20 protein-coding genes are annotated in these 25,091 nt (G+C 48.6%); 14 read left to right on the top strand and 6 right to left on the bottom strand.

Translation table 11 applies throughout. The annotated features are described in order from the left end of the window. Positions 1–9 precede the first annotated feature (9 nt). From KD145_RS08060 to KD145_RS08035, 6 genes are all read left to right on the top strand, one after another. Entirely contained in the window at positions 10–1,158 is a 1,149-nt protein-coding gene (locus KD145_RS08060) for a glycosyltransferase family 4 protein (protein WP_212005388.1), read from the top strand. Further along, a complete protein-coding gene (locus tag KD145_RS08055; protein ID WP_212005387.1) occupies positions 1,148–1,657 on the top strand; it encodes an acyltransferase in 510 nt (169 codons plus the stop codon). Before KD145_RS08060 ends, KD145_RS08055 begins: the two co-directional genes overlap by 11 nt. Beyond that, complete coding sequence (locus tag KD145_RS08050; protein WP_212005386.1) at positions 1,654–2,877, top strand: glycosyltransferase family 4 protein; 1,224 nt, start codon at positions 1,654–1,656, stop codon at positions 2,875–2,877. Before KD145_RS08055 ends, KD145_RS08050 begins: the two co-directional genes overlap by 4 nt. After that, positions 2,864–3,478, top strand: coding sequence for a sugar transferase (locus KD145_RS08045; protein WP_308219045.1), 615 nt, complete (start codon positions 2,864–2,866; stop codon positions 3,476–3,478). Before KD145_RS08050 ends, KD145_RS08045 begins: the two co-directional genes overlap by 14 nt. Positions 3,479–3,532: 54 nt before the next feature. Beyond that, positions 3,533–4,666: a DegT/DnrJ/EryC1/StrS aminotransferase family protein gene (locus KD145_RS08040; protein ID WP_212005385.1), complete on the top strand. Its 1,134-nt coding sequence runs from the start codon at positions 3,533–3,535 to the stop codon at positions 4,664–4,666. A 75-nt stretch (positions 4,667–4,741) separates the two neighbouring features. Then, positions 4,742–6,292, top strand: coding sequence for a gliding motility-associated C-terminal domain-containing protein (locus KD145_RS08035; protein WP_212005384.1), 1,551 nt, complete (start codon positions 4,742–4,744; stop codon positions 6,290–6,292). 5 nt (positions 6,293–6,297) lie between these two features. Here the strand turns inward: KD145_RS08035 and KD145_RS08030 are convergent, their stop codons facing one another. Together KD145_RS08030 and KD145_RS08025 are read right to left on the bottom strand one after the other, a co-directional pair. Then, entirely contained in the window at positions 6,298–7,050 is a 753-nt protein-coding gene (locus KD145_RS08030) for a tyrosine-protein phosphatase (protein ID WP_212005383.1), read from the bottom strand. Positions 7,051–7,151: 101 nt separating this feature from the next. After that, positions 7,152–7,625: a GAF domain-containing protein gene (locus KD145_RS08025; RefSeq protein WP_212005382.1), complete on the bottom strand. Its 474-nt coding sequence runs from the start codon at positions 7,623–7,625 to the stop codon at positions 7,152–7,154. Between the two features lie 198 nt (positions 7,626–7,823). Between KD145_RS08025 and idi the strand changes: the two genes are divergently transcribed. Together idi and KD145_RS08015 are read left to right on the top strand one after the other, a co-directional pair. Next, positions 7,824–8,363: an isopentenyl-diphosphate Delta-isomerase gene (gene idi, locus KD145_RS08020; protein WP_212005381.1), complete on the top strand. Its 540-nt coding sequence runs from the start codon at positions 7,824–7,826 to the stop codon at positions 8,361–8,363. Between the two features lie 189 nt (positions 8,364–8,552). Next, on the top strand, positions 8,553–9,527 hold the full coding sequence (locus KD145_RS08015; protein WP_212005380.1) for a hypothetical protein: 975 nt from the start codon (positions 8,553–8,555) through the stop codon (positions 9,525–9,527). 50 nt (positions 9,528–9,577) lie between these two features. Here KD145_RS08015 and KD145_RS08010 read toward each other — a convergent pair whose 3' ends face one another. Then, positions 9,578–10,615, bottom strand: a complete 1,038-nt coding sequence (locus KD145_RS08010; protein WP_212005379.1) for a hypothetical protein — start codon at positions 10,613–10,615, stop codon at positions 9,578–9,580. After that, positions 10,612–11,328, bottom strand: a complete 717-nt coding sequence (locus tag KD145_RS08005; RefSeq protein WP_212005378.1) for a TMEM175 family protein — start codon at positions 11,326–11,328, stop codon at positions 10,612–10,614. The genes KD145_RS08010 and KD145_RS08005 overlap by 4 nt, the downstream gene beginning before the upstream one ends. 260 nt (positions 11,329–11,588) lie before the next feature. On the opposite strand from KD145_RS08005, the gene KD145_RS08000 reads away from it, so the two are divergent. The 4 genes from KD145_RS08000 (at position 11,589) to KD145_RS07985 (ending at position 18,075) form a co-directional block, all read left to right on the top strand. Next, complete coding sequence (locus tag KD145_RS08000) at positions 11,589–12,911, top strand: TolC family protein (RefSeq protein ID WP_212005377.1); 1,323 nt, start codon at positions 11,589–11,591, stop codon at positions 12,909–12,911. Positions 12,912–13,001: 90 nt separating this feature from the next. Continuing rightward, a complete protein-coding gene (locus KD145_RS07995) occupies positions 13,002–14,105 on the top strand; it encodes an efflux RND transporter periplasmic adaptor subunit (RefSeq protein WP_212005376.1) in 1,104 nt (367 codons plus the stop codon). Between the two features lie 20 nt (positions 14,106–14,125). Then, positions 14,126–17,299 (top strand): efflux RND transporter permease subunit, encoded by a 3,174-nt coding sequence (locus tag KD145_RS07990; RefSeq protein ID WP_212005375.1) that lies wholly within the window; start codon positions 14,126–14,128, stop codon positions 17,297–17,299. Between the two features lie 17 nt (positions 17,300–17,316). Beyond that, the gene (locus KD145_RS07985; RefSeq protein WP_212005374.1) at positions 17,317–18,075 is read left to right on the top strand and encodes a class I SAM-dependent methyltransferase; all 759 of its coding nucleotides are present in this window, start codon (positions 17,317–17,319) and stop codon (positions 18,073–18,075) included. Positions 18,076–18,238: 163 nt separating this feature from the next. On the opposite strand, the gene KD145_RS07980 is transcribed toward KD145_RS07985, so the two are convergent. Both KD145_RS07980 and KD145_RS07975 read right to left on the bottom strand, forming a co-directional pair. After that, positions 18,239–21,163: an FAD-binding and (Fe-S)-binding domain-containing protein gene (locus tag KD145_RS07980; protein ID WP_249219761.1), complete on the bottom strand. Its 2,925-nt coding sequence runs from the start codon at positions 21,161–21,163 to the stop codon at positions 18,239–18,241. Positions 21,164–21,245: 82 nt separating this feature from the next. Next, positions 21,246–22,145 carry a DUF72 domain-containing protein gene (locus tag KD145_RS07975; RefSeq protein ID WP_212005373.1) on the bottom strand — a complete coding sequence of 300 codons (900 nt, stop codon included), beginning with the start codon at positions 22,143–22,145 and terminating at the stop codon, positions 21,246–21,248. A 198-nt stretch (positions 22,146–22,343) separates the two neighbouring features. Between KD145_RS07975 and KD145_RS07970 the strand changes: the two genes are divergently transcribed. Then, positions 22,344–23,762 (top strand): glycogen synthase, encoded by a 1,419-nt coding sequence (locus KD145_RS07970; protein ID WP_212005372.1) that lies wholly within the window; start codon positions 22,344–22,346, stop codon positions 23,760–23,762. 50 nt (positions 23,763–23,812) lie between these two features. Further along, a complete protein-coding gene (locus tag KD145_RS07965; protein ID WP_212005371.1) occupies positions 23,813–25,084 on the top strand; it encodes a glucose-1-phosphate adenylyltransferase in 1,272 nt (423 codons plus the stop codon). Positions 25,085–25,091 lie beyond the last annotated feature (7 nt).

The following is a 25,091-nucleotide window of genomic DNA, read 5'->3' as shown; positions in this document are numbered from 1 at the left end:
AGAATAATTATGGCAAAACTGCTTGTACATGCATGGGTGGTGCACAGGGATAAAGGACGGTATTATTTGCCTTACACGCACTGGGTGTATCTGAAGGAGATCGTAAAATATTATGAGGAAGTATGTCTGCTGTCACCTGTTCAGCAACATCGGGGAAAAACCGGCAATGCACTCATGGACATAGGCTGTTTCGATAACGTAAAAGTATATGCGTTACCGTATTCCGGCAGTTATATGCGTGCCATACCACATTTCCCGGCTTACCTCAATGCATACCGCAAACTAAAGGATTATGATGAAGTATATGCCCGTTATCCGGTGCCGTTCGGCTGGTTAGGAAAGTTCTTTTTTAAAGGAAAGAAACGGATTGTTCATTTTGTAGGCGACCCGGTAGACGCAGCTAAAACCAACCCCAATTTCAGCCGACTGAAGAAGTTTACCATGATTACCTTTTTCATGCCAGAACATTCAGCCTATATGTGGGCTTGTAAAGGAGCACAGGTTTTTACCAATGGTCATCATCTCAGAGAAAAATTGTCCGGCTGGGGAGTTAAGGCAAAGGCAGTGATTTCCTCCACACTCAATGATGCCGATTTCTATACCAGGGAAATCACCGGTATTACAGACGACGGGCCGAAACTGTTGTACGTAGGCTATCTGCGTAAAGCAAAAGGAGTGGAGACCGTCATCCGTTCTTTCCAGATCGTTCAAAGGAAATATCCCGGCTCCCGCCTCACCGTGGTCGGTTCCGGCGAATTTGAAAGAGAGCTGAAAGACCTCGCCGCCGTATTACACCTGGACGGGCATATACATTTTGCAGGACATGTCGACAACCGGCAGGAGCTGAACAGTATCCTGCGCTCACACGATATCTTCTGTTTTGCCAGCCTGTCTGAAGGATCACCCCGTGTGATCCTAGAAGCCATGGCCAACAGTCTGGCTGTGGTAAGCACGCCGGTAGGCTCTTTACCCAATGTATTTGAAGACAAACAGGAAATATTGTTCGCTGATTTCAATGATCATGAAGCCTTTTATCAAAAGGTGGATACCCTGGTGAAAGACCGCACACTGATGCAACAGCTGAGCCATAACGCCTATACGAAAGTGAAAGGATTTACTATAGAAGGATTTATTAAAAGCATTTTTCATGAGGGTTAAAATATCTATCCTATACTCCTGGCTGGTGAAGGTGAGCACCTTCCTGTTGCCCAATATCCCTTTATTCATGCGTTTCAGGGGATTCCTGTATTCCCTGATGATGAAAAGCTGTGGCCGTAACTTCCAGGTAACGTCTACGGCTGTACTGAATTCACTGTCTGGCCTGGAAGTAGGAAACAATGTATATATCGCCCACCATACCGTAGTGATTGGTATCGATATCAGAATTGGAGATGAAGTGATCGTTGGACCCAACTGTATTATATCATCCGGCAACCATACCTTTTTAAACAACTCCTACCGTTATGGTAAATCATTACGGCGGCCGGTCAAAATAGGCGCAGGATCATGGATTGCAGGCAATTGCTCCGTATTGGGCGGTAGCATCCTGCCGGAACGTTCCATCCTGGGAGCCGGCGCTGTGCTCAATAAAAAATATGAGGAAGCAGATGGTTTGTATGGAGGCATTCCGGCAGTGTTCATAAAAAAAATGCGATGAGAATACTTTATATACATCAATATTTTGCAATGCCCGCCTCTTCCGGCGGCACCCGTTCCTATGACCTCGCCACTCAGTTTGTGAAAGCCGGCCACAAGGTGGTAGTGGTGACAACCAGCTCTTTCCTGCGCCAGTACACTTTTACAGATACCTGGACCGTGATGGAGGAAGATGGTATTGAACTGCATGTACTGAATCTGGAATACAGCAACAAGATGGGCTTCGCCAAAAGAGCGCTCACCTTCATAAAGTTTGTGGTGAAGTCTACCTTCCGGGTATTAAAACTCAAAGGTGATGTGGTATTGGCTACCAGCACACCCATTACCATCGCTTTACCAGCTATGATAAAACGCTCCCTGCATAAAGTGCCCTTCATCTTTGAGGTGCGTGATGTATGGCCGGAAGTACCGGTAGCCATGGGTATCATCAACAACAAAATACTGGTAAAGCTGCTCAACAGATTCGAGAAACGCATTTATAAAAAGGCGGCGCATATCGTACCGCTGTCTGATGATATGAAAAAATCCATTGAACAGCGTACAGCCATTCCCGTTAAAAAAATATCGGTCATTCCCAATATATCGGAGGTGGTGCGCTTTGGAAAATATGATGCGGGTAAAAGTATCCTTAGTGGCCTGCTGGGCTATACACCGCAGAAAACGGTGTTGTATGCCGGAACGCTGGGCATGGTCAATGGCCTGAAGTACCTGGTGGATCTGGCTGTATATATGAGAAAGCTGGATGATACCGTGGTATTTGTTGTGTTTGGTGATGGTATGGAGAAAACACGGCTGTTGCAATATGCAGCAGAGCAGGGTGTGCTGAATACCAATCTCTGGTTCTTTGATCCGGTGCCTAAATCGCAGCTGGCGCAGCTTTATTACGAATGTACGATAGCCAGTTCTTTTGTAATTCCGGTGCCGGAATTGTGGGCTAATTCGGCCAATAAGTTTTTTGATTGCCTGGCCGCCGGGCGCCCTGTTTTAATCAACCACCGCGGCTGGCAGGCCGATGTGATCGAACAGGAAAACGTGGGGTTTGTGATGCATTACGATGCGGCTGACATGCCGGTAGAAGCCCGGCGTTTTGCGGAATATATCAACGATAAAGCCCTGTTGCAACAGCAGCAGGTGAAAGCCAAAATGCTGGCGCAACAGCGGTATTCGCTGGATATCGCTGCAGGCACTTACCTGAAAATACTGGACAATGTTGTATCGTAATTTTTTAAAGCGACTGCTCGATATACTCGTTGCATGCACGGCACTGCTGCTGCTGTCACCGCTGTTTGTGCTGGTCACGGTGTTGTTGTACTTCGCCAACAATGGAAAACCATTCTTTTTACAGCCCCGGCCGGGCAGAAACGGAAAGGTGTTCAGGGTAATCAAATTCAAAACCATGAACGACAGACGTAATGCAGTAGGGGAGCCATTGCCCGATGCAGACCGGCTTACACCGGTAGGGGCATTTGTCCGCAAAACATCACTGGATGAAATCCCGCAGCTGATGAACGTACTGAAGGGAGATATGAGTTTGATAGGCCCGCGTCCTTTACTGGTAGATTATCTGGAACTGTATTCACCGCGCCAGGCACGGCGTCATGAGGTAAGGCCGGGTATTACCGGCTGGGCCCAGGTGAACGGAAGAAACGCCATCAGCTGGAAGCAGAAGTTTGACCTGGATGTGTGGTATGTAGATCATCTGAGTCTGCTGCTGGATGTCAGGATTTTGCTGCTGACGGTCATCAAGGTATTTAAGTCAGAGGGCATTTCCCAGCAAGGGCATGTGTCGTCGGAAAGGTTTACCGGAGAGGTAAATGCCTGATCAGGCCTGTATCAACATAAACAATCATACCAAGGATTATAAAATTTATCAATTATGAGCGAAAAGATATGGCTCTCTTCCCCGCATATGGGGGGCACGGAAAAAGACTTTGTTACAGCCGCATTTGATACCAACTGGATTGCTCCTTTGGGTGCTAATGTGGATGGGTTTGAAGAAGATCTCGAACAGTATTTAAAAGAAGGATATGTGGCAGCGCTCTCCTCCGGTACAGCGGCCCTTCACCTGGCGCTGGTACTGGCAGATGTAAAGGCGGGCGATGAAGTGATCTGTCAGAGTATGACATTCTCTGCATCGGCCAATCCTATCACCTATCAGGGCGCCACGCCGGTATTTGTAGATAGTGAAAAGGATACGTGGAATCTTGATCCTGTTTTACTGGAGCAGGCCATCCGTGATCGTATAGCTAAAGGTAAAAAGCCCAAAGCCATTATCCCCGTACATCTCTACGGTATGCCGGCAAAAATGAACGAGATACAGGCGATTGCAGCCAGTTATGATATTCCGGTGATAGAAGATGCAGCCGAAGCGTTAGGTTCCTGGTACGGTGATAAGGCCTGCGGCACACTGGGTGATTTCGGCATCCTGAGCTTTAATGGCAATAAAATCATCACTACCAGTGGTGGTGGAGCATTGGTGAGCAAAGACAAGGCTGCCATCGTGAAATCCCGCTTCCTGGCCAGTCAGGCACGTGATCCTGCACCTCACTACGAACATACCCATATCGGTTACAACTACCGGATGAGTAACATCTGCGCCGGCATCGGAAGAGGGCAGATGAAAGTGCTGGAGAAAAGAGTGGAACAACGCAGAGCCAACTATCAGCATTATGAAAAAGAGCTGAATGCCTTGCCAGGTGTGCAGTTTGTGTCCGAACCGAAAGGTACTTTCAGTAACCGCTGGCTGAGTACTATCCTGATAGATCCGCTGCAAAGCAATGGCATTACCCGCGAAACAATCCGGCTGGCACTGGATAAATACCAGATCGAATCCAGACCATTATGGAAGCCTATGCACCTGCAACCGGTTTTTGCCGGAGTGCCCGCTTATGTGAATGGTGTGTCGGAAATGCTCTTCAATAATGGGTTGTGTCTGCCAAGTGGATCTAACCTTACCCAGGCGCAGCTGCAACAAACAACAGATATTATTAAGGCACTGTGGAACAAATGATTTATTATAAAAAAATAGAAAAATAAAGAGATATAACGGCTTCGTATATACGGAGCCGTTTTTCCGTTCTACTCTATGAAGAGAGCCATCATCATATACAGGAAGGCCTATGCGGTAGCCAGCGGTATGCTTGCTATATGTTTTTCCATTCCATTGCTTGCTCAGGACATCGAAATAAAAAATCCTTCGCTGGAAGGACCACCACGCGCAGCAGCCGCACCACCAGGGTGGATGATCATTAATAATTCACCGGATATACAACCGGGTTGTTGCAGCGTCAGCCAACCCGCCAGCCATGGAAATACCTACAGTGGTATGATCAGCGATGCCACCATGGAAGAAGGCATTGTTCAGCAACTGACCACCGGTATTAAAGCAGGGAAAGCTTACGCGTTTTCCGTGGACCTGGCTTTTCCGCCGGTATACTTCGGACAACGGACCTGTAGCGGAGGTTTTATCGTATATGGTGGCAACAAACCCGGTGAAAAAGAAGAAGTACTATGGAAATCGCTGCCCTTTTATCATACTGACTGGAAGCGCTACAGGATTGAGTTTTCAGCAAAAAAGAATTATGCCTATATCATGCTGTGTAATTATTTTACACCTTGCAGTAGTGGAAAATTATCAGCAGTGCTGGTAGATAATCTTTCTCCTGTAATACAGGAAATTCCGAAGGCGGTACTAACGGTACAACCTACCTGTAAAGGTAGCAGCATAGGCACCGCCAGCGTCGAGGTACTGGGGGGCCCTGTGCCCTGCACCTTCCGGTGGAAGCCCGGCGGACAAACGACTTCTTCCCTCAGTAAACTGGCCGGTGGTAGTTATGAAGTCACCATAACAGGCTTCAACGGCGCTTATACCACACTTACAGCAGTTATCGGGGAGGAGGTGCTGAAAAACGAAATAAAGGTGCTTCCTTCCAGATGTTATGGAGATAACCAGAACGAAATATCCCTTGTTACCACGGGCGGAAAACCGCCATACCGCTATTATTTCAACGGGAGTGATCATCCGCAGTACACCCCACAGTTCCGTGAGCTGCATCCCGGCAAATATCCTTTGCTGGTAAAAGATGAACTGGGCTGCGCCACACAGGAACTTATAAATGTTGCAGAACCACCACCATTGCAGATAGCAGCAGCCCTGGTGAAAGACATCAGTTGCAGTGATACCCATGATGGAAAAATAGAATTGCAGATGACTGGCGGTACAACGCCTTATGCTTATCGGTTGGAAACAGGGGAGTGGCAGTCATCCAATACCTGGACGCAGTTGGATGAAGGCAGGTATTACTATACTGTTAAAGATAAAAATGATTGCCAGGTAACCGGTATGTCGGAGATCATCCGCAACAACCGGCAATGTGCTGTATATGTGCCCACGGCGTTTAGTCCCAATGGAGATGGTCGCAACGATGTGTTCAGATGCAGGGTTAATGATGATATTACTGCTTACCATTTGACAGTATACAATCGCTGGGGTGCTGTTGTTTTTAACAGTGCTGATCCCCAGCAGGCCTGGGATGGCTATCTGCAGCCTGCCGGGAGTTATGTATGGGTGCTTACTTACACTGACAGTAAACTGCAGGCCCGCAAACAACAGGGAAGCCTGGTGCTGGTACGGTAAAGCGCTTAGCGTGTGGCGGTCAGACTATTGTTTTTAAACGGATACTGTTCCAGCCGCTTCAGCAGTTTTTTGTTTTCCGCAATATCGCGGATGGCCTGCATATGTTTTTCATGGTGCAGGTCTGTACCGATATAGTCGATCATATTGGCATCCAGTAATTGGAAAGCTGCCTGTTGTACAGCTTTGCCATAATAACCGGTGAGCGACAGCAGGTTCAGCTGCAGTTGACATCCCCAGGATTTAAATTCCTTGTAGAGGTTGAAGTTTTTGTGACAATAGTTATATCGTTCGGGATGGGCCAGCAAAGGCATATAGCCCCGGGCACTCATTTCGAAAAGCCATTGGTGCATCTGTGGCGGTGGGGCCACAAAAGAGATCTCTACCAGCACCAGCCGCCCGTTAAGGGTGAGCAACGGTGATTTCAGGAGTGCTTCAAACTGCTCGTCCATATAGTACTCCGCAGCATAATTGAAAGGCACATTGATTCGTTGGGATGCGAGGGCTGCTTCCACCTCCAAATAAGGACTATGAATGGATTCCTGCGAATTGGGAAAACGGTCCATCATAATATGCGGAGTGGTAATAATTTTCCGGATGCCCAGCTCGTGCAGCTGACTGATAAAATCTACACTGGTGGCTACATCCGGAACGCCGTCGTCTATCCCCGGAATCAGGTGCGAATGAATATCTGTTTCAATACCTGAGAGGAAAGGGATCAGTGATTTACTATGGTCCCGTTTTTTCCGGAAGAAGAACATGGTTAAAATTCCTTTTTGGTTTATCAGCGCAATGGTCCGCAAAATCTTTGCCAGTTACGGTTGTACCTGACTTTTTAAAACGTAATGGCAACAGAAAATGTTTAGAGGGAGATCAGTTTAACAATTTCCTCCAGATACTGCTGGTCGTTAGTGTCAAAATGATCGGGTAGTTCGCTGTCCACATCCAGCACTCCCACTACTATGCCGTCTTTTATCAGTGGCACCACAATCTCTGATTTGGAGAGGCTGCTGCAGGCAATATGACCGGGAAAAGCTTCCACATCAGGTACAATGAGTGTGGTGGCTTGTGCCCAGCTGGTACCACATACCCCTCTTCCTTTACGGATACGGGTACACGCTACCGGCCCCTGAAAAGGCCCCAGTACCAGCTCTTCCTGCTTTACCAGATAAAACCCTACCCAGAACCAGCCGAATTGTTCTTTCAGCGCAGCGGCTACATTGGCCAGATTCGCTACCAGGTCCGGCTCACCCTCCAGTAATCCTTTGATCTGCGGGATCAGCGTCTGGTATTGTGTGGCTTTATCTCCCTGTACAATCTGTAAGTCTTCTGCCATTTTTTTCCAGTAAAGGTAAGATAAATCCACGCGCAAAGAAGGACGGCAGGGACACCGCACACTGTTGTAATTTTTTTTCACTTTTCCCGTTATTATTGTATATTTATTTAAAGTAACCATTGAAGAAACAGGCTCATTTTTAGTAATTCGCGATCATTTCCGACAGCTAACAGCTTTATTAAATATCTTTGTTACGCTATGAATCTACCTGAAGTAATATTAGTGACCGAATCCGATGAACCTATTGGTACGATGGAGAAAATGGAAGCGCACCGCAAAGGACTTCTGCACCGTGCTTTTTCCGTATTTATTATGAATGATGCCGGAGATATTTTGCTGCAGCAGCGTGCCCTGGGAAAATACCACTCACCCGGGCTTTGGACCAATGCCTGCTGTAGTCATCAGCTGCCTGGCGAAACCACCCTCGATGCGGCGCACCGCCGACTGATGGAAGAAATGGGTTTCGACTGTCCCTTGGAAGAAATTTTCGCCTTTACCTACAGGACCGTTTTTGACAATGGACTTGTTGAGCACGAATTCGATCATGTGCTCATCGGATGCTACAATGGAGCAATTAACCCCGACAGCGAGGAAGTTAAAGATTACCGGTATATGTCTCCCAGTCAGATACTGGAATTAATGGCGCGGGAGCCCGACAGCTTTACCAGCTGGTTCCATCTCGCATTGCCAAAAGTGTTAAAATATCTGAATCTGTCTGTCACCACGGCTGACGTGTAAATTGCCCTGTACTCTTTTATTGCATCTCATTTGCTGTTAACCGAAACAAATCACCTTTATCTTTTTTACTATGCCAACAGGTAGGGTAAGCCCTTGTTATGCCCGCCTGTCTACGTTTTACCGGGAACATCCCTGTTTTGTCTATGCCATTTCATAACCCTTAATAGTTAACTGTTAAACCACAGACACATGACAACGATCCAGTTTCCCCGGATCCAGTATCCGTTTCCCTCTCGTTTGAATCCGCATGTTCAGGCTGCCCAGCAACACGTTGAGGACTGGGTGTACCTTCATGGTTTGCTCTCTACCGATAAGGCAAGAATGCGCTTTGCCAAAGCCCGTTTTGCCTGGCTGGCTGCCAGGGCCTTCCCCGATGCGGCACTGCATGAACTTTGCATTATCGCCGACTTCAACACCTGGCTGTTTATCCTCGACGACCAATGTGATGAAGCCGAAGCAGGAAAAAAATCCGACTTCCTCCGCAACGTCATGGCCGGTTTTATGAACATCCTGCGCAGCCCTGAACCCCGTACTTCGGCCACCAATGCGCCACTGCCAGCTGCTCTCATCAGCATCTGGGAACGCATGCAGGCCATCAGCCCACCTGCCTGGCAGCAGCGCTTTATCCGCAGTATGGAAGATTATTTTAACTCCTGCCTCTGGGAAGCACAAAACAGAGAAAATCACATAGTGCCCTCAGTAGCCGACTACGTCAGAATGCGCCCCTATACCGGTGCTCTACTGGCCGATGTGGAAGCCATCGATATCATCGAAAAAATCTATCTCTCCGATGAACTGCTCCACAATGCCCTGCTCAAACGTATGATACAGGCCTGCAACAATATTGTCTGCTGGTCCAACGACCTCTTTTCCTTTAATAAGGAAAGCAAAGCCGGCGATGTACACAACCTGGTAATGGTGCTGCAACACGAACGCCAGTGCTCCCTGCAGGAAGCCATAGACGAAGCTGCCCGCATGCACAACGAAGAAGTGGCCATCTTTGTGGTATTGGAAAAATTATTACCGCTCACCGGCAGTGAAAGAGATTATGAACTGCTGCGATACGTGTCTGTATTGCGCTCATGGATCACCGGCAACTTCGACTGGAGCCTGCATGATACCGGAAGATATGGGGCTATGGTAAAGGAAAAAGTGAACAGTTGATAAAGTTATGGCAGGGCTGACCCAAAAGGGCGTTTTGGGTCAGCTGCTTGTCACGGTGCTCTGCGTTTCTCCAGATATTTCTCTATCCGCTTGCCCAGCCACCAGAAAGAGAGTGCCAGAATAGAGAAAAAAAGTCCTTTGTTGGTACGGTCCCACAGATATTCGAAATAACGGGTATAAAGATCCAGCAACAGGAATATCACTCCCATGTCCCGCAGCAGATCATCCTTGATACGGATGCCCAGCAGGAGGGTAAGGACACACTGTGCACTGAAAACAACTACCCACCACAACAGATGCACCTGCCGCAATGCCTGCCATTCCTGCCAGGTACCACAATTGCCGAAGATGGAAATCAGCCAGCCGGAAAGCATGAATAGTAACCAGCCACCGGCCCAGGTAATCTCTTTGGCCGGAAGAAAAACAGCCCGGTGTTTCATCACCCATCCTGCTGCTATCAGCAGCAGCGCCAGCAAAGCCATCCGGCAGGCAAGGTTCATCCCCAGAAAATAAGGACCATTGTTGGTAAGGTAATAAGTCAGCTTTACGTAAGCCGGTATCAGACAGAGCAGCGTGGCAATCCACAACAGCCGGGAATGCAGCGTCAGCGCCACCACCGCATATACGGCCGTGGCCAGCAGCCAGAAAACGCCATAGTTGCCGCCAAGATATCCCACACTTTTGCCAAGATATACCACGGTAACGCCTGTACTCAGTATAGGCAACAGCCAGAACAGCTCACGGTTAAAGGAAAAGGACGCATGATGCCGGTTGCGGCGCCAGCCCTGGTAACAAAGGAAAACAGTCAGCGCACCAAATAAAAAGGCGATCACACCATCTGTCAGGGAAAACTTCTTCCGGATAATTTCTATCCACTTCTCATCCAGTACCAATGAACCAAATGCCATCAGAGCACAGGAAAGGGCTGCTATAAAGATGTACAGGGTGATGGTTTGCCAGTCGCTGTTGCGGATGGAATAACTCTGCTGCAGATCTTCCGCCTGTGCATCACTGATCAGTTTGTCCTGCTGCCACTTACGGATGACTCGCTGTAGAAATTGTCCGTCTCTTTTGTCTACTTCCATCATGATGAACTCGATTTGTCCCCGATATGCACCAGGCGAAGCGTATTACGTTTTTTTATCTTGAGCCTGAAATGATTGAAGAAGATCAGCACAGGGATCAGGAAGAAACTGATATTTTGCATAGTGGTGTTTTCCGGGAAGATGAAGTATGCCATGGCTATGATGGTAAACCCGGTGCTCATCGTCAGAAAATTATATTTCAACCGCTGATAAAGCAGTTCCTTTTCCATATGCAGTCCTGCCACCACCAGTCCGGGTTTACGCTGAAAAATATAATAACTGATCCAGAACAGCCCCGCCATACAACCGGCCAGATTAAACAGGTATACGTACAGTGGCAGCATAAAATGGCTGCCCATATGCATTATCCCCGCCGTGGAAAATGGAAAGGTGACAATAAAAAACAGGAAAAAAAGATTACGATGTATCAACCCATCATCATAATGCTGCAAAAAACGACATAACTGCAGATGCCATTTCCAGAATGTGCCGATGAACAGAAAACTCATCGCAAAGGTGAAAAACTCCAGCAGAAAGGGCTTCAGCAGCTGCATATAATTGTCCACAGGCATCTTGCCCGGCATTTGCGGCAGCTTGATTTCGATGATTAACAGGGTAATGGCAATAGCAAATACGGCATCGCTGAACAACACCGCCCGGTCCAGCTCAAACTCACGATGTACCGGTTTAGCTTCCTTAATAACTGACATAGACATAATAAAAACGTATAGCTTTTCAGCAATATACGAAAAGCTGAATAAAGCGACCCCACCACCGTTTTTAATCACGTTTTCGTATATTCGGGAACCAGGCCTCTGCTGTATTCCTGTGCTGGCCTGACTAACCCGTTATCTGCCGCTTTCCCGCCGGCTACCGTCCATCACTTGTGCACAACCTTTTCTTTTTTCTGTTGTTAAGTATCTGTCAATCATCATATACTTTCAATGTTATAAGTATGCGTTGTACCCTTTTACTGATGGCTACGCTTTTTTTGTCAGGACTACATGCCACTTACGGGCAAATGGATACAACCAGGGGGGATTATGCCTTTAATCTGGCTGAATGCATACAATACGGGATCACGCATCATCACGACGTTGTAAATGCCAATCTGGACATCAATTTCTCCCAGGAACAGGTAAAGGAAGCTACCGCCAAATTATTTCCACATGGTAATATTACAGGCAACTTTACAGACAACCTGAAGTTGCCGACATCGCTTATTCCTGATATTGCCAATGGCAACTACGACAAAAAAATACCGGTGCAATTTGGTACCCGCCTGTCTTCCAACATCACCGGAGAACTGGACCAGGTCCTTTTCCGGAGCGATTATTTTATCGGCCTGAAAGCCTCCCGCGTGTACCGCGGACTGTCAGCCAAAACATATATCCGCACCGAAATAGATACCAGGGTAGCCATCACCAAAGCCTACTACGCTGTGCTCACCAATCAGGAAAATATCCGCCTCTCCAGGGCCAATCTCGAACAACTCCGTAAAACCTATTCCGATACCAAAGCCCGCTACGACGCAGGCGTAGCCGAAAGGGTTGACGTAGACCGTATCGCAGTGTCCTACAACAACAGCGTTACCCAGATAGAAAACCAGATCCGCTTGCTCGTATATTCGATACAGTTACTGAAATTCCAGATGGGCATGACCCAGGAAAGTAACCTCGAACTACGTGAAACCGTACAGGACCTCAACGTAGAATCATTCTCCTCAGATACCCTCAACTATAAAGTGGAAGACCGCATCGAATATGGTATACAAACCACCCAGATAGCCCTCAACGAATTGAACCTGAAAAGTAAAAAGCTGGCTTATCTGCCACAGCTGAACTTTTACGTCAATTATGGCTTCAACTACTTCTCTACCTATCTCGCAGACCTGTATAAACATAACTTCGGCGCTTCCGCTTTAGGCATCAATTTAACATGGCCCATTTTTACGGGAACAGAAAGACTACACCAGATCAGGGAACTCAACATCACCCTGCAGAAATCCCGTAATGATCTTGATTTCCTCTCCCAGCAGATCAAACTGGAAGTGCAGAGCGCCAATACTGCCTACGAGAATAATAAAGCCACGTTTGTGACACAGAAGACCAACATGGCACTCACGCAGGGCATTTACGACAGAATCGTGCTGAAGTTTGAACAAGGGGTGGCTACCAGCCTGGACGTGATTTCAGCGGAAAGTGAGCTCACCCAGGCCCGAACAGATTATATCAACGCCATGCTGAACACGCTGATCAGCAAAACGGACCTGGACAAAGCAATGGGAAGGATTAAATAGACAGATGACCGATAATCTCTATACTCAACAATCATGATAACCTGGTAATTTTTTCTCCATATGTACCTGAAATCAAATTGGATAATATTCATGATCGCGCTCCTGGGCACAGCCTGCGGCGGAGGTAAGAAAAAACAGCAGGCGGCCATGATGGGCAAGATGAAAGCTACTGTAATGGTACAGGAAGTCGTGGCGGCTTCCTATACGGTGAGTACACAGTTTCCCGGCACACTGGTAGCGCATGATGTGGTAGCAATCCGCTCTGATGTGACCGGTTTTCTCTCCGGCATAAGAGTAAAAGATGGAAGTATGGTGAAAAAAGGTCAGCCACTGTATGATATCGATAAAAGCCGCTATGTGGCTGCCTATGGCCAGACGACCGCCAGCCAGCAACAGGCGGAAGCTGATCTCGCACAGAAACAGAGAGACTACGAAAGATATAAAACACTGCTCGAACATGACGCCATCTCCCGACAAACGGTAGACCAGGCCTATACTGCCGTGCTCACCGCCAAAGCCAATGTAGCCGCTGCTAAGGCAGCCGTCGCTAAAGCTGGTACAGATGTTAACCACTCGGTGATCCGCGCCCCGGCCAACGGCTCCATCGGTATCGTTCTGATCAAAGTCGGCGATATCGTCAATGCCGGCCAGACACAGATCAATACCCTCGTCAATGAACACCCCATCTTCGCTGATTTTGATGTGCCCCAGGCCAGCATCCCCCAGTTCCTGCGCATCCAGAAAGGACAAGGTGATGAAAAGTTCTTCCTGAAATTTACCAGCGGTGAGACCTACGGAGAACAGGGAAAAATACAAACGATCAATAACATCGTTGACCCGCAAACCGGTACCATCCGCGTAAGGCTTGTGTTCCAGAACAGAGATGGCCTGCTCAAATCAGGTATGAGCTGTGTAGTGGTCATGCAATATACTACCCCCGGCACACAGGTGGCCATCCCCACCAAAGCTATTATCCAGAACCTCTCCGAAACATCCGTAATGACCCTGACAAAGGACAATGTGGTAAAACCGGCACCTATCAAGCCCGGACCTGTTACAGATACCATGATCATCGTGGAAGAAGGCCTTAATGCAGGTGACCGGGTGATTACAGAAGGGCAACAGAAAGTAAGGCCCGGAGATACCGTTAACGTGGCCGGTGCCGGTGGTGCAGCAGCAGGAGGTAAACATTAATCCTAAATCGCCATCACAGTATGATTTCAAAAACCTTTATAGAGCGCAAGAATACCACGATAGTCATAGCCATCATCCTGGTGATTGTGGGGTTGATCTGTATGTTCAACCTGCCCATTGCGCAGTTGCCCGATATCGCCCCGCCTGTGACAGACGTAAGAGCCAGTTATGTAGGTGCCAACTCCACCACCGTGGAAGAAACCGTGACCACGCCCATAGAAAACCAGGTCAACGGTACACCCGGCGCGATGTACATACAGTCTGTGAGTGCCAACGACGGCTCCATGAGTATTACGGTTACCTTTAATCTCGGTACAAACCCTGATATCGCTACACTCGACGTACAAAACAGGGTAAGCCTCGCCTTACCCAGTACTCCCGATGAAGTACGGCGTGTAGGCGTTACCGTGAAAAAACGTTCCAATGACATGCTGATGGTAATAGGGCTCAACACTCCGCATGAGAAACACAGCCATGAATTCCTGGATAACTACATGAATATCTACCTGAAACCGGAACTGGCCCGTATTGAAGGGGTGGGCGACGTAAATGTGTTCTCCCAGGATTATAGTATGCGTATATGGCTCAACCCCGATAAGATGGCTGCACTCGGGCTCACTGCCGGAGATATTGCCCGGGCTATCACCGAACAGAATCAGCAGGTGCCGGCGGGTAGTATCGGCGGACAGCCCATGTCCCGCAATCAGGCTTTCGAATATACGGTTAGCGTGAAAGGACGCCTGGCCACCTCAGAAGAATTTGGCAATATCATCGTGGCGAAAAATCCGAATGGAGGACTGGTACGCCTCCGTGACGTGGCCAGGATCAATCTGGGCTCCTTCTCCTATGCTATTGATGCTAAAGCCGATGGCAAAACAGGTAGTGGTCTGGCCATCTACCTGGCGCCGGGAGCCAATGCCCTCGATGTGAATGACCGTGTAATAGCCAAAATGGAAGAACTCGCCAAAGCCTTCCCTGAAGATGTGAACTGGCTTATCCCCTTTGAAACCACTTCTTTCGTAAAAATATCCATCAACGAAGTATTCCATACTTTCCTTGAAGCATTGGGACTGGTAGTGCTGGTGGTGTTTATCTTTCTACAGAACTGGCGCGCTACCATCATCCCCATCCTGGTAATACCCATATCCCTGATCGGCACTTTTATCTTTTTCCAGCTGCTGGGATTTTCCATCAATACCCTTACCCTGTTTGGGTTTGTGCTGGCCATCGGTATCGTGGTGGACGATGCTATTGTGGTGGTGGAAGCGGTGCAGCATCATATTGACGTTGACCTGATGTCGCCGCGGGAAGCCACTTTTAAAGCGATGTCGGAGGTACAGGCGCCGGTAATTGCCATTGCGCTGATTCTGGCTGCGGTATTTGTGCCGGTGGCGTTTATCCCTGGGGTGAGTGGTCGCTTGTATCAGCAGTTTGCACTGACGATCGCTTTCTCCGTATTATTGTCTGCTTTTCTGGCACTGACGCTCACGCCGGCTCTGACAGCCATTCTTTTGCAGCCTGCCCATCTCACTAAAAAATCACGCGGGCTGAATAAACTCTTTTTTAAATTTAATGAATGGTTCAACAGAGTCACTAACCGTTACGGCAATACGGTGATGCGTGCCATTCGCTTTACGCCGGTGGTCCTGATACTACTGTTGCTGATTTTTGTTGCGGCTTTTTATTTGTTTAAGAAGACGCCCACCACCTTTGTGCCGCAGGAAGACATGGGGGCTATCTTTATAGCGTTGGAATTACCTGAAGCTGCATCCACAGAGCGGACTAAGGAGGTGGTGAGTGAAATCGGTGATATCCTCCGGAGAGACAGTGCTGTACATCACTTTTTCGGGATCTCCGGGATCAACTTCGTGGCCAATGCAACCAAACCCAATTCGGGCACTTTCTTCGTCAGCCTCAAACCATGGGATGTCCGTTATCCTCACGGCGACGATATGAATACCGTGGTGGCTCGCATCCAGGGCTCCACCAGCAGAATTCTTGGCGCCACTATCATCCTGATCCCCGCACCCACACTCCGTGGTTTGGGTAACTCTGGTGGTTTCTCCTTCATGCTCGAACAGAAAAGCAACCCGGATATAGGACAGTTTATGCAGGTAATGGGGCAATTCCTGATGACGGCCAATCAGCGTCCGGAGATAGCCAGGGCCTACGCTTTCTTCAGTGCCAATACACCGCAGTTTAATGTGGAGGTGGACAGAGATAAGTGTAAACAACTGGGTGTGGCTGTCAGTGATGTGTTCGGCGCATTGCAGACGTTCCTCGGTGGTCTGTATGTGAATGACTTTACCCGATTTAGCCGCAGCTTCCGCGTAGTGTTGCAGGCCGATTCATTATACCGTACCAGTATCAACAACCTCGCTACTTATTATGTACGGAATAATCTTGGGCAGATGGTACCGCTGAGCGCACTCCTGATCACCCGAAAAGGGGCAGGTGCACCCGTAATCAACCACTTTAACCTGTATCGCTCTGTGGAAATTGATGGGGATGCCCAGGTAGGCTACAGTAGTGGTGACGCTATCAATGCGCTCAAGGAAGTGGCCGCCAAAACCCTACCGGAAAACTTCGGTTTTGAGTGGGCCAACGTATCCCTTCAGGAGATAAAAGCCGGAAAGAGCAGCGTGCTCATCTTTATGTTATCTATATTGTTTGTATTCCTGCTGCTGACAGCATTGTATGAAAGCTGGTCGGTACCCTTCTCTGTATTGCTGGCGGTGCCGGTGGCCCTGTTTGGCTCTATCACAGCGCTCTCTTTGACAAAACAGGCCAATAGCGTTTATTCACAGATCGGCCTTGTGACGCTGATCGGGCTGGCGGCTAAAAACGCCATCCTCATCGTAGAGTTTTGTAAGGAACGTGTAGACAGAGGCATGCCGTTGCTGGACGCTACGCTGGAAGCTGTGAAACTGCGTTTCAGGCCTATTCTTATGACGTCCTTCGCCTTCATCCTCGGCGTGGTGCCCTTGTGTCTGGCTAAAGGGGCCGGTGCGGCCTCCCGTGTTAATATAGGCTTCACCGTTATAGGAGGGATGCTGGCTGCCACCTTGCTGGGGATATTTACAGTGCCGGTATTGTACGTGCTTATCACCAAACTGGCATATGGTAAAAAGAAACTGGCCGAACTCGAAGCACATGGCGACGAAGCAAGGAAACCCAAAGGTCTGGGCGAATAGTATTACTTTTAGAGACCATGAAAAATACCGAACGATTCAGCAACAGAGTGGCTGACTATGAAAAGTACAGGCCACATTATCCGGAAGCCATCATTCCTTATTTGTCTGCCACCACCGGGCTTTCCACGCAGAGTGTGATTGCCGACATCGGCTCTGGTACAGGCATCTCGGCACAACCCTTTCTGGACAACGGCAATACCGTATTTGCCGTAGAGCCCAATACCGAAATGAGGGCTTCAGCAGAAAAACAGCTGCAGCGTTTTCCGGGCTTTAAAAGTGTCAACGGTACCGCCGAACATACCACGCTGCCCGACCACTCCATTGATCTGATAGTGGCTGCCCAGGCCTTCCACTGGTTCGACAGGGAATCCACCCGCAAAGAGTTTCACCGTATCTCCAAACCGGGAGCATTCGCCGTGCTCATGTGGAATATCCGGCCCATCAACACTCCCTTCGAACATGACTATGAGCAGCTGCTAAGGCAATATGGCACTGATTACCAGCATATGCAACACCGTAGTATAGACCCGGCACAGCTGGCAGCTTTCTTCCTGCCCGGCACCTTCCGGGAAAAATCTATAATGAATGCACAGCGCTTTGATTTTCCGGCATTGAAAGGGTTATTGTCCTCCAGCTCCTATATGCCTGATAAAGCCCATCCCAGCTATCAACCAATGCTCAGAGCACTGGAAGATCTATTTGAAAAATACAAGGAAAACGGCATTGTGCTGTTTAGTTACGAAACGAAACTCTATACAGGAAATTTGGGAGCATAATTCCTTCCCAGGGCTGAAGCCCTGGGCTATGTTAGTCTGGGGATACGACAGTGGTTTTTTATGAAAAAAATTTAATCCCCATTTTTAAATTTTACCTCCATGAATTTCCTAATCCCCCGTCTTCGCTCCAACAAATATAGCCCAGGGCTTCAGCCCTGGGACCCTAAGCGAGGTTATCAAAAAGAATTTCAATAGGATGTAAGGCTTTTACGCCTGTTCCATCTTTTACCTGGTGCCGGCAGCTGGTGCCGGGTGCTGCTATCAGCGTGCCTGTGGCGGCATTGCGGACGGCAGGGAACAGTACCATTTCTCCTATCTGCATGCTGAGGTCGTAGTGTTCCTGTTCATAGCCAAATGAACCGGCCATGCCGCAGCATCCGGATGGAATTACTTCTACGGTGAAATGTTGCGGTATGGACAACATTTTTTTACTGTGCAGGGCAGATGACAGCGCTTTCTGCTGACAATGGCCGTGTAGTTTGATATGTTGTTCCCGGCTGGTGAATTGAGCTGCGGTGATATGTCCTTTTTCTGCTTCGCTGGCGATGAATTCATCTATGAGGAAACAGTTTTTGGCGAGGGTTTGTGCCTGCTGGCGCAGGTTTTCGCGGACAAGATCAGGGTATTCATCACGGAAACTGAGGATGGCAGACGGTTCTATGCCCAACAGGGGAGTAGATTCGTTGATAACGTTACTGAATATACGAACATTTTCTTCTGCCAGCTCCCGGGCTTTGCGTAACAGTCCTTTGGACATATACGCGCGGGCACTTTCCGGATGCTCGATCATTTTTACTTCATAGCCCAGGCGATGCAGTAGTTGTACTGCTTTGATACCTATCGGTGTGTCATTATAGTTGGTAAACTCGTCGCAGAACAGGTATACGGTGCGGTTGCCGGTACCTTTCTTTTCTTTGGACCAGGTTTGGTTGAACCATTTACGCAAAGTAGTGCGGTACAGTCCTGGCAGGGAGCGTTTGGGGGCAAAGCCGCTGAACTTACGGATAAGGCCACCTGTAAAGCTGTTGTTGATCAGCCCATTATATACACCGGGTGCGATGGCAGCCAGGGCAGACAGTTTGGAGAAGTTGCCGATCATTTTAGCACGCAGCGGTACACCGTTGGCATCATAGTAGTGCTGCAGGAATTCCATTTTCAGCTTGGCCATGTCTACATTGGACGGACATTCCGATTTACATCCTTTACAAGCCAGGCAGAGGTCCAGTACGTCATAGATTTCCTGGTGATCAAAGCGGTTTTCCTTGTGGGAATGGGTGAGAAACTCGCGCAGGATATTGGCTCTGGCACGGGTAGTATCTTTCTCGTTGCGGGTGGCCATGTAACTCGGGCACATAGTACCGCCACTCAGGGATGTCTTACGGCAATCTCCCGAACCGTTGCACTGTTCCGCATGCTGGAGGATGGTCTGTTCCGGGAAATGGAAGATGGTATTGAAAGCGGGTGTTTTTTGTCCGGGTTCGTACCGCAACATGCTGTTCATAGACGGCGTGTCTACGATTTTGTTGGGGTTGAAAATGTTTTCCGGGTCCCAGGTATATTTGATCTGGCGCAGCAGTTCATAGTTTTTGTCGCCCACCATCTGTTTGATGAATTCTCCGCGCAGGCGGCCATCGCCGTGTTCTCCACTGAGGGAGCCCTGGTATTTTTTCACCAGGGTAGCAATTTCTTCGGCGATCGTTCTGAAAAGCTGGTTACCTGTTTCCGTTTTCAGGTCGATGATGGGGCGGAGGTGGATTTCACCGCTGCCGGCATGGGCGTAGTGTACGGCATGCAGGTTATATTTTTCCAGAATGATGTTGAAGTCCCTGATAAAGTCGGGCAGGTCTTCTACTGCCACGGCTGTATCTTCGATAACAGGTACGGCTTTCTCATCTCCGGGAAGGTTGCTGAGCAGGCCCAGTCCGGCTTTACGGAGTGTCCATATTTTTTTGGTGTCTTCTCCAAAGAGCAGCGGGAAATGATATCCCAGTCCGGCGGCACGCAGGGTGGCTTCGAGGCGGCCGGCTATTTCCTGTACTTCTTCCCGGGTGTTGCGACAGAATTCCACTACCAGAATGGCGCCTGGGTCGCCCTTTACGAAGAAGCGGTTTTTACTTTGTTCAATATTGTCTTTGGTGCACTCCAGGATGTAGTGGTCAATCAGTTCGCTGGCGCTGGGTTTGTAATCCATGACCAGGATATTGGCACGAAGTGACTCGTCTATATTGTTGAAGTGGATACACAGCAGTCCTACCTCTTTGGGAGGCAGGGGATCTATATGCAGTTTGATCTCTGTGATAAAGGCGAGGGTCCCTTCGGAGCCTGCTATCAGTTTACAGAAGTTGAAGTCTTCTGTACCGGCGGTGAAGGGGGCTGTTTCCAGTAGCAGGTCCACGGCATAACCGGTATTACGGCGGGGGATGCTCTTTTTAGGGAATTCCCGGCGTATTTCTTCCTGGTTATGGTGGTTGCTCAGGGTGCTGCGTATCTGGCGGTAGATATGGGTTTCCAGTGTATCCGACCCTTCACATTTGTTGTGAAAGTCGTCCGGGGAGATGCTGCCGAAGGTTACTTCTTCGCCGTTGCTGAGCAGGGCTTTCACTTCCAGCAGATGCTCACGGGTGCTACCATATACCACGCTGTTGGAGCCGCAGGAGTTGTTACCTACCATGCCGCCGATCATGGCGCGGTTGGCAGTGGAGGTTTCCGGACCGAAATAAAAGCCATGTGGTTTGAGGTACATATTGAGTTCATCACGGATTACGCCGGGCTGTACCCGTACCCAGTTTTCAGCAGTATTTAATTCCAGTATTTTGGTAAAATGGCGTGACACGTCGGTGACAATGCCGTTGCCGACTACCTGCCCTGCAAGCGAAGTCCCTGCAGTACGTGGGATCAGCGAGGTTTTATTGTTACGCGCAAAAGCGATCAGTTTCTTTAAATCGTCTGTTGATTCAGGGATGGCCACGGCCAGCGGCATTTCCCGGTATGCCGACGCATCGGTGGCATAAAGGGTTCGCATGGTATTGTCTGTATAAAGCGTGCCTTCCAGTTCCTGGGCCAATAGCTCTAGCTTTTCGCGCATCATGGTATAACCGGTTTTGAGAGGGCGAAATTAATATTTCAGTCCGGCTTTTTTATCCCTTGTAATGTATTCGTCAAAAAAAACATTATTCCTTTACAAATTGCGGCTTTTTTACTTTAAGCCCGCAAACCGCTTCCAGTCTGTCTGCCAGGTAAACAGCGAGATCAGGTGACAGTGCTTCATCATGCATATGCATGAAAAAATATACCTCCTGCAGTCCATTATCTAGCCAGTATTTAATGCGGTTGGCCCAGTCATCGATACGGGTATAGTCAGTGGGATGTAAACTGTTGCCTACAAAACGGATGAATATTTTGGGGATGGTGAGATGCATATGGGCACAGTCCCTTCGTCCGGCGGTATCCGTAATGATGGAGCCTATATTCAGTGTCTGCAGTTTTTCGAACAGCTCCAGCCTGACGGCTTCGTCTGCATACCACTCCGGGTGTCTGACTTCCAAAAAAAACTGCAGGTCGGTAGGTAAGGAAGCCAGGTATTCGTATAGGGCTTTCCGTTTGGCAGGACCATATCGGTCGCTCAGCTGCAGGAAGATAGGCCCCAGATGCTGACCAAAGGCCAGTACCCCTTCCAGAAAGGCAGTAGTCTTAGGGCCTGCGATGGCCGGACTCAGGTTACTGAAATGGCTGATCGCCTGTGGTACCTTCGGACAGAATTTAAAATCAATTCCTTTGGCGGCAGCGTCCCATTTGGAGATAGTGGAGGGGCCGTAGATCTGGTAATGGGTGGCGTTGAGCTCTATGCCGTTAAAGTGATGTACATACTCCTGGAGGAACTGGGTTTCTTTAGTTCTTTTGGGGTATATTTTACCAATCCATTCCCGTCGTCCCCATTTGGCGCAGCCCAGGTAGGAGAGCGGTTTCTTCACAGGTTTACCTTTCAGTATTTTTTTGTTGAAGAGAGGTTCTGCCGGCAGTTTGAAATCCAGTTCTTCCAGCTCGGCAGGAGTAACACGGCCAAAGTCCATAAGAGTAGTTTTAAACTAGCAGCCTGGGTGGCTGTAGCACACATGACATAATGGGGTACAGGTATAACAGGAGGTCTTACAAATATACTAAAACAGAAGGCTGATCCCTAAAAGAGGCCAGCTAAAATAAATTCTGATGAAACCCTTTGTTTTCTTATTTTTCCACGTTAACTTAAGATAGATTATCAATTATTTAGCATGGAGATATTACACGTTAGCGCGGAATGTTACCCGGTAGCCAAAGTAGGAGGGCTCGGTGATGTGGTAGGAGCATTGCCCAAATACCAGTACGAACTGGGGGCTATTGCCAAGGTGGTAGTGCCGGCCTACAGGAACAAGTATTATGACACCCACGAATTTGATGTGGTCCATCAGGCTGGTATGTGGCTTGGACACGACTGGTACCACTTCAATGTGTTGAAGGAACGAAGCAACGAACCGGGCTTTGATCTGTACCTGGTGGACATCCCCGGCCTGCTCGATACCCCCAACGTTTACGGTTATCCCAACGACACGGAACGTTTTCTGGCCTTTCAGATCGCTGTGCTCGACTGGGTCAATGAATGGAACCATCAGCCGGACGTGATTCATTGTCACGACCATCATACCGGACTGATACCTTTTCTCATGGGTTATGGTTACAAGTATGAACGCATGAAGGAAATACCTTCCGTGCTCACCATTCACAACGCTCAATACCAGGGTCAGTTTGGATGGGACAAGCTGTACCTGATACCCTCCTTTGATTTATGGAAATCCGGACTGCTGGACTGGAGCGGGGCGATTAATCCCCTCGCTGCCGGCATTAAATGTGCATGGCGTGTTACTACAGTATCTCCCGGCTATCTGGAAGAACTGTATCATAACGCTAATGGACTCGAATGGCTGATCAGCCATGAACGGGCCAAAACAGTCGGCATTATCAACGGTATAGACAATACAGTATGGGACCCTGCCACCGATACCATGGTGCAGATCAATTACGATATGGATACAGTTGATGAAGGGAAACTGGAGAATAAAAAAGCGCTCTGCGAACGCTTCGGGCTTGATTCTTCCCTGCCACTCGTATCCTTCATTGGCAGGCTGGTAGGAGACAAAGGGGCTGATCTGTTGCCTGAAATCATCAGCCGCTCCCTGCATGAATTGCCCGGAGAAGTGAACTTCCTCGTATTGGGAAGTGGAGATCCACATGTGGAATGGTCACTACAACAAACAAGACATGAGGTCAGTTATGGCTTTAACCTACATATCGGATACAACGAATCGCTGGCACATCTTATCTATGCCGGCAGCGATTTTCTGTTGATGCCCTCCCGGGTAGAGCCTTGCGGGTTGAACCAGTTGTATGCTCTTCGTTATGGTACCGTACCGATGGTACGTAGTACCGGCGGTCTGAAAGATACTGTCACTGATTTTGGCGATCCCGATGGTTTTGGTATCCGTTTTAACCAGGCTGGCATTTGGGATGCCTGCTATTCCGTAAAACGGGCTATTGAGCTGTTTAATGATACCGACCATCTGCAGGAAATACGGCTGCGGGGCATGCGGCTCAACAATTCCTGGGGCCGTTCGGCACAGCGCTATCTGGAAGTATACAGTAGTATGAAAAGTTAACAGGGAAGATAAAGCACTGCGATTTCCTAATCTAAACCAACATCCACATTATGATGAAAGATGTAATATCCATTATTCTTGGAGGCGGTGCAGGTACCCGCCTGTATCCCCTTACCCGTCGCCGGTCCAAACCGGCAGTCCCTATTGCCGGTAAATACAGACTGGTGGATATTCCCATCTCCAATTGCCTGAATGCGGAACTGAACCGTATTTTTGTGTTGACCCAGTTCAACTCCGCATCGCTCAACAAACATATCAAAAACACCTATCACTTCAGCAACTTTGATAAAGGGTTTGTTGATATCCTGGCGGCAGAACAAACACCCGACAACCCCACCTGGTACCAGGGTACTGCAGATGCTGTAAGGCAATGCCTCCACCATATGGAGAACTTCGATTTTAAATACATACTGATCCTCTCCGGCGACCAGCTTTATCAGATGGATTTCCGGGAGATGATTAACCATCATATTGAAACCGGGGCTGAAATTTCTATTGCGACCATCCCTGTGAACGCAAAAGACGCCTCCGATTTCGGGATACTTAAAACAGATGCTTCCGGTGCCATTGTTTCCTTTACAGAGAAACCATCGCAGGAAGCCCTGCCACCATGGGCATCTGAAGTGAGCGATGATATGAAGCAGGCTGGTCGGGTATACCTTGCCAGCATGGGTATCTATATCTTCAGCAGGGAAGTGTTGTTCGAAATACTGAACAAAAAACCAGAGGCAACCGATTTTGGTAAACAGGTGATCCCTGATGCAATTGAAGCCAACGCCAGGGTGTTCAGTTATCAGTACGAAGGCTACTGGACAGACATCGGTAATATCTCCTCCTTCTGGGAAGCCAATATCGGACTGACAGACGAGATTCCGCAGTTTAATCTCTTTAATGAGTCGCAGACCATCTACACCCGCGCCCGGATGCTACCGCCTGCTAAAATATCAGCCACCCTTGAGAAAACAATCATTGCCGATGGTTGTATTATTATGGCAAGTCGTCTCGAACGCTGTGTGGTGGGTATACGTACCCGGATCGGCAAAGGGTCGGTCATCTCCAATACCTACATCATGGGGAGCGACTACTACCAGACCCTTGACGAGCTGGACAAGGCCAACACGGAAGGTCGTCCGCAGATGGGCATAGGAGAAAACTGTGTTATCGACCGGGCGATTATCGACAAGAACTGCAGTATCGGAAATAACGTACATATCAAAGGCGGGGATCATCTTCCGGATGGAGATTTCGAGAAATATACAGTAAAAGACGGCATTGTTGTTGTTAAAAAAGGGGTAGTCCTGCCGGACGGATTCAATATCTAACAAAACA

Origin of the sequence: Chitinophaga sp. HK235 (assembly GCF_018255755.1) — a bacterium.
Classification (GTDB): Bacteria; Bacteroidota; Bacteroidia; order Chitinophagales; family Chitinophagaceae; genus Chitinophaga.
This window is presented reverse-complemented; position numbering and strand designations above follow the sequence as displayed.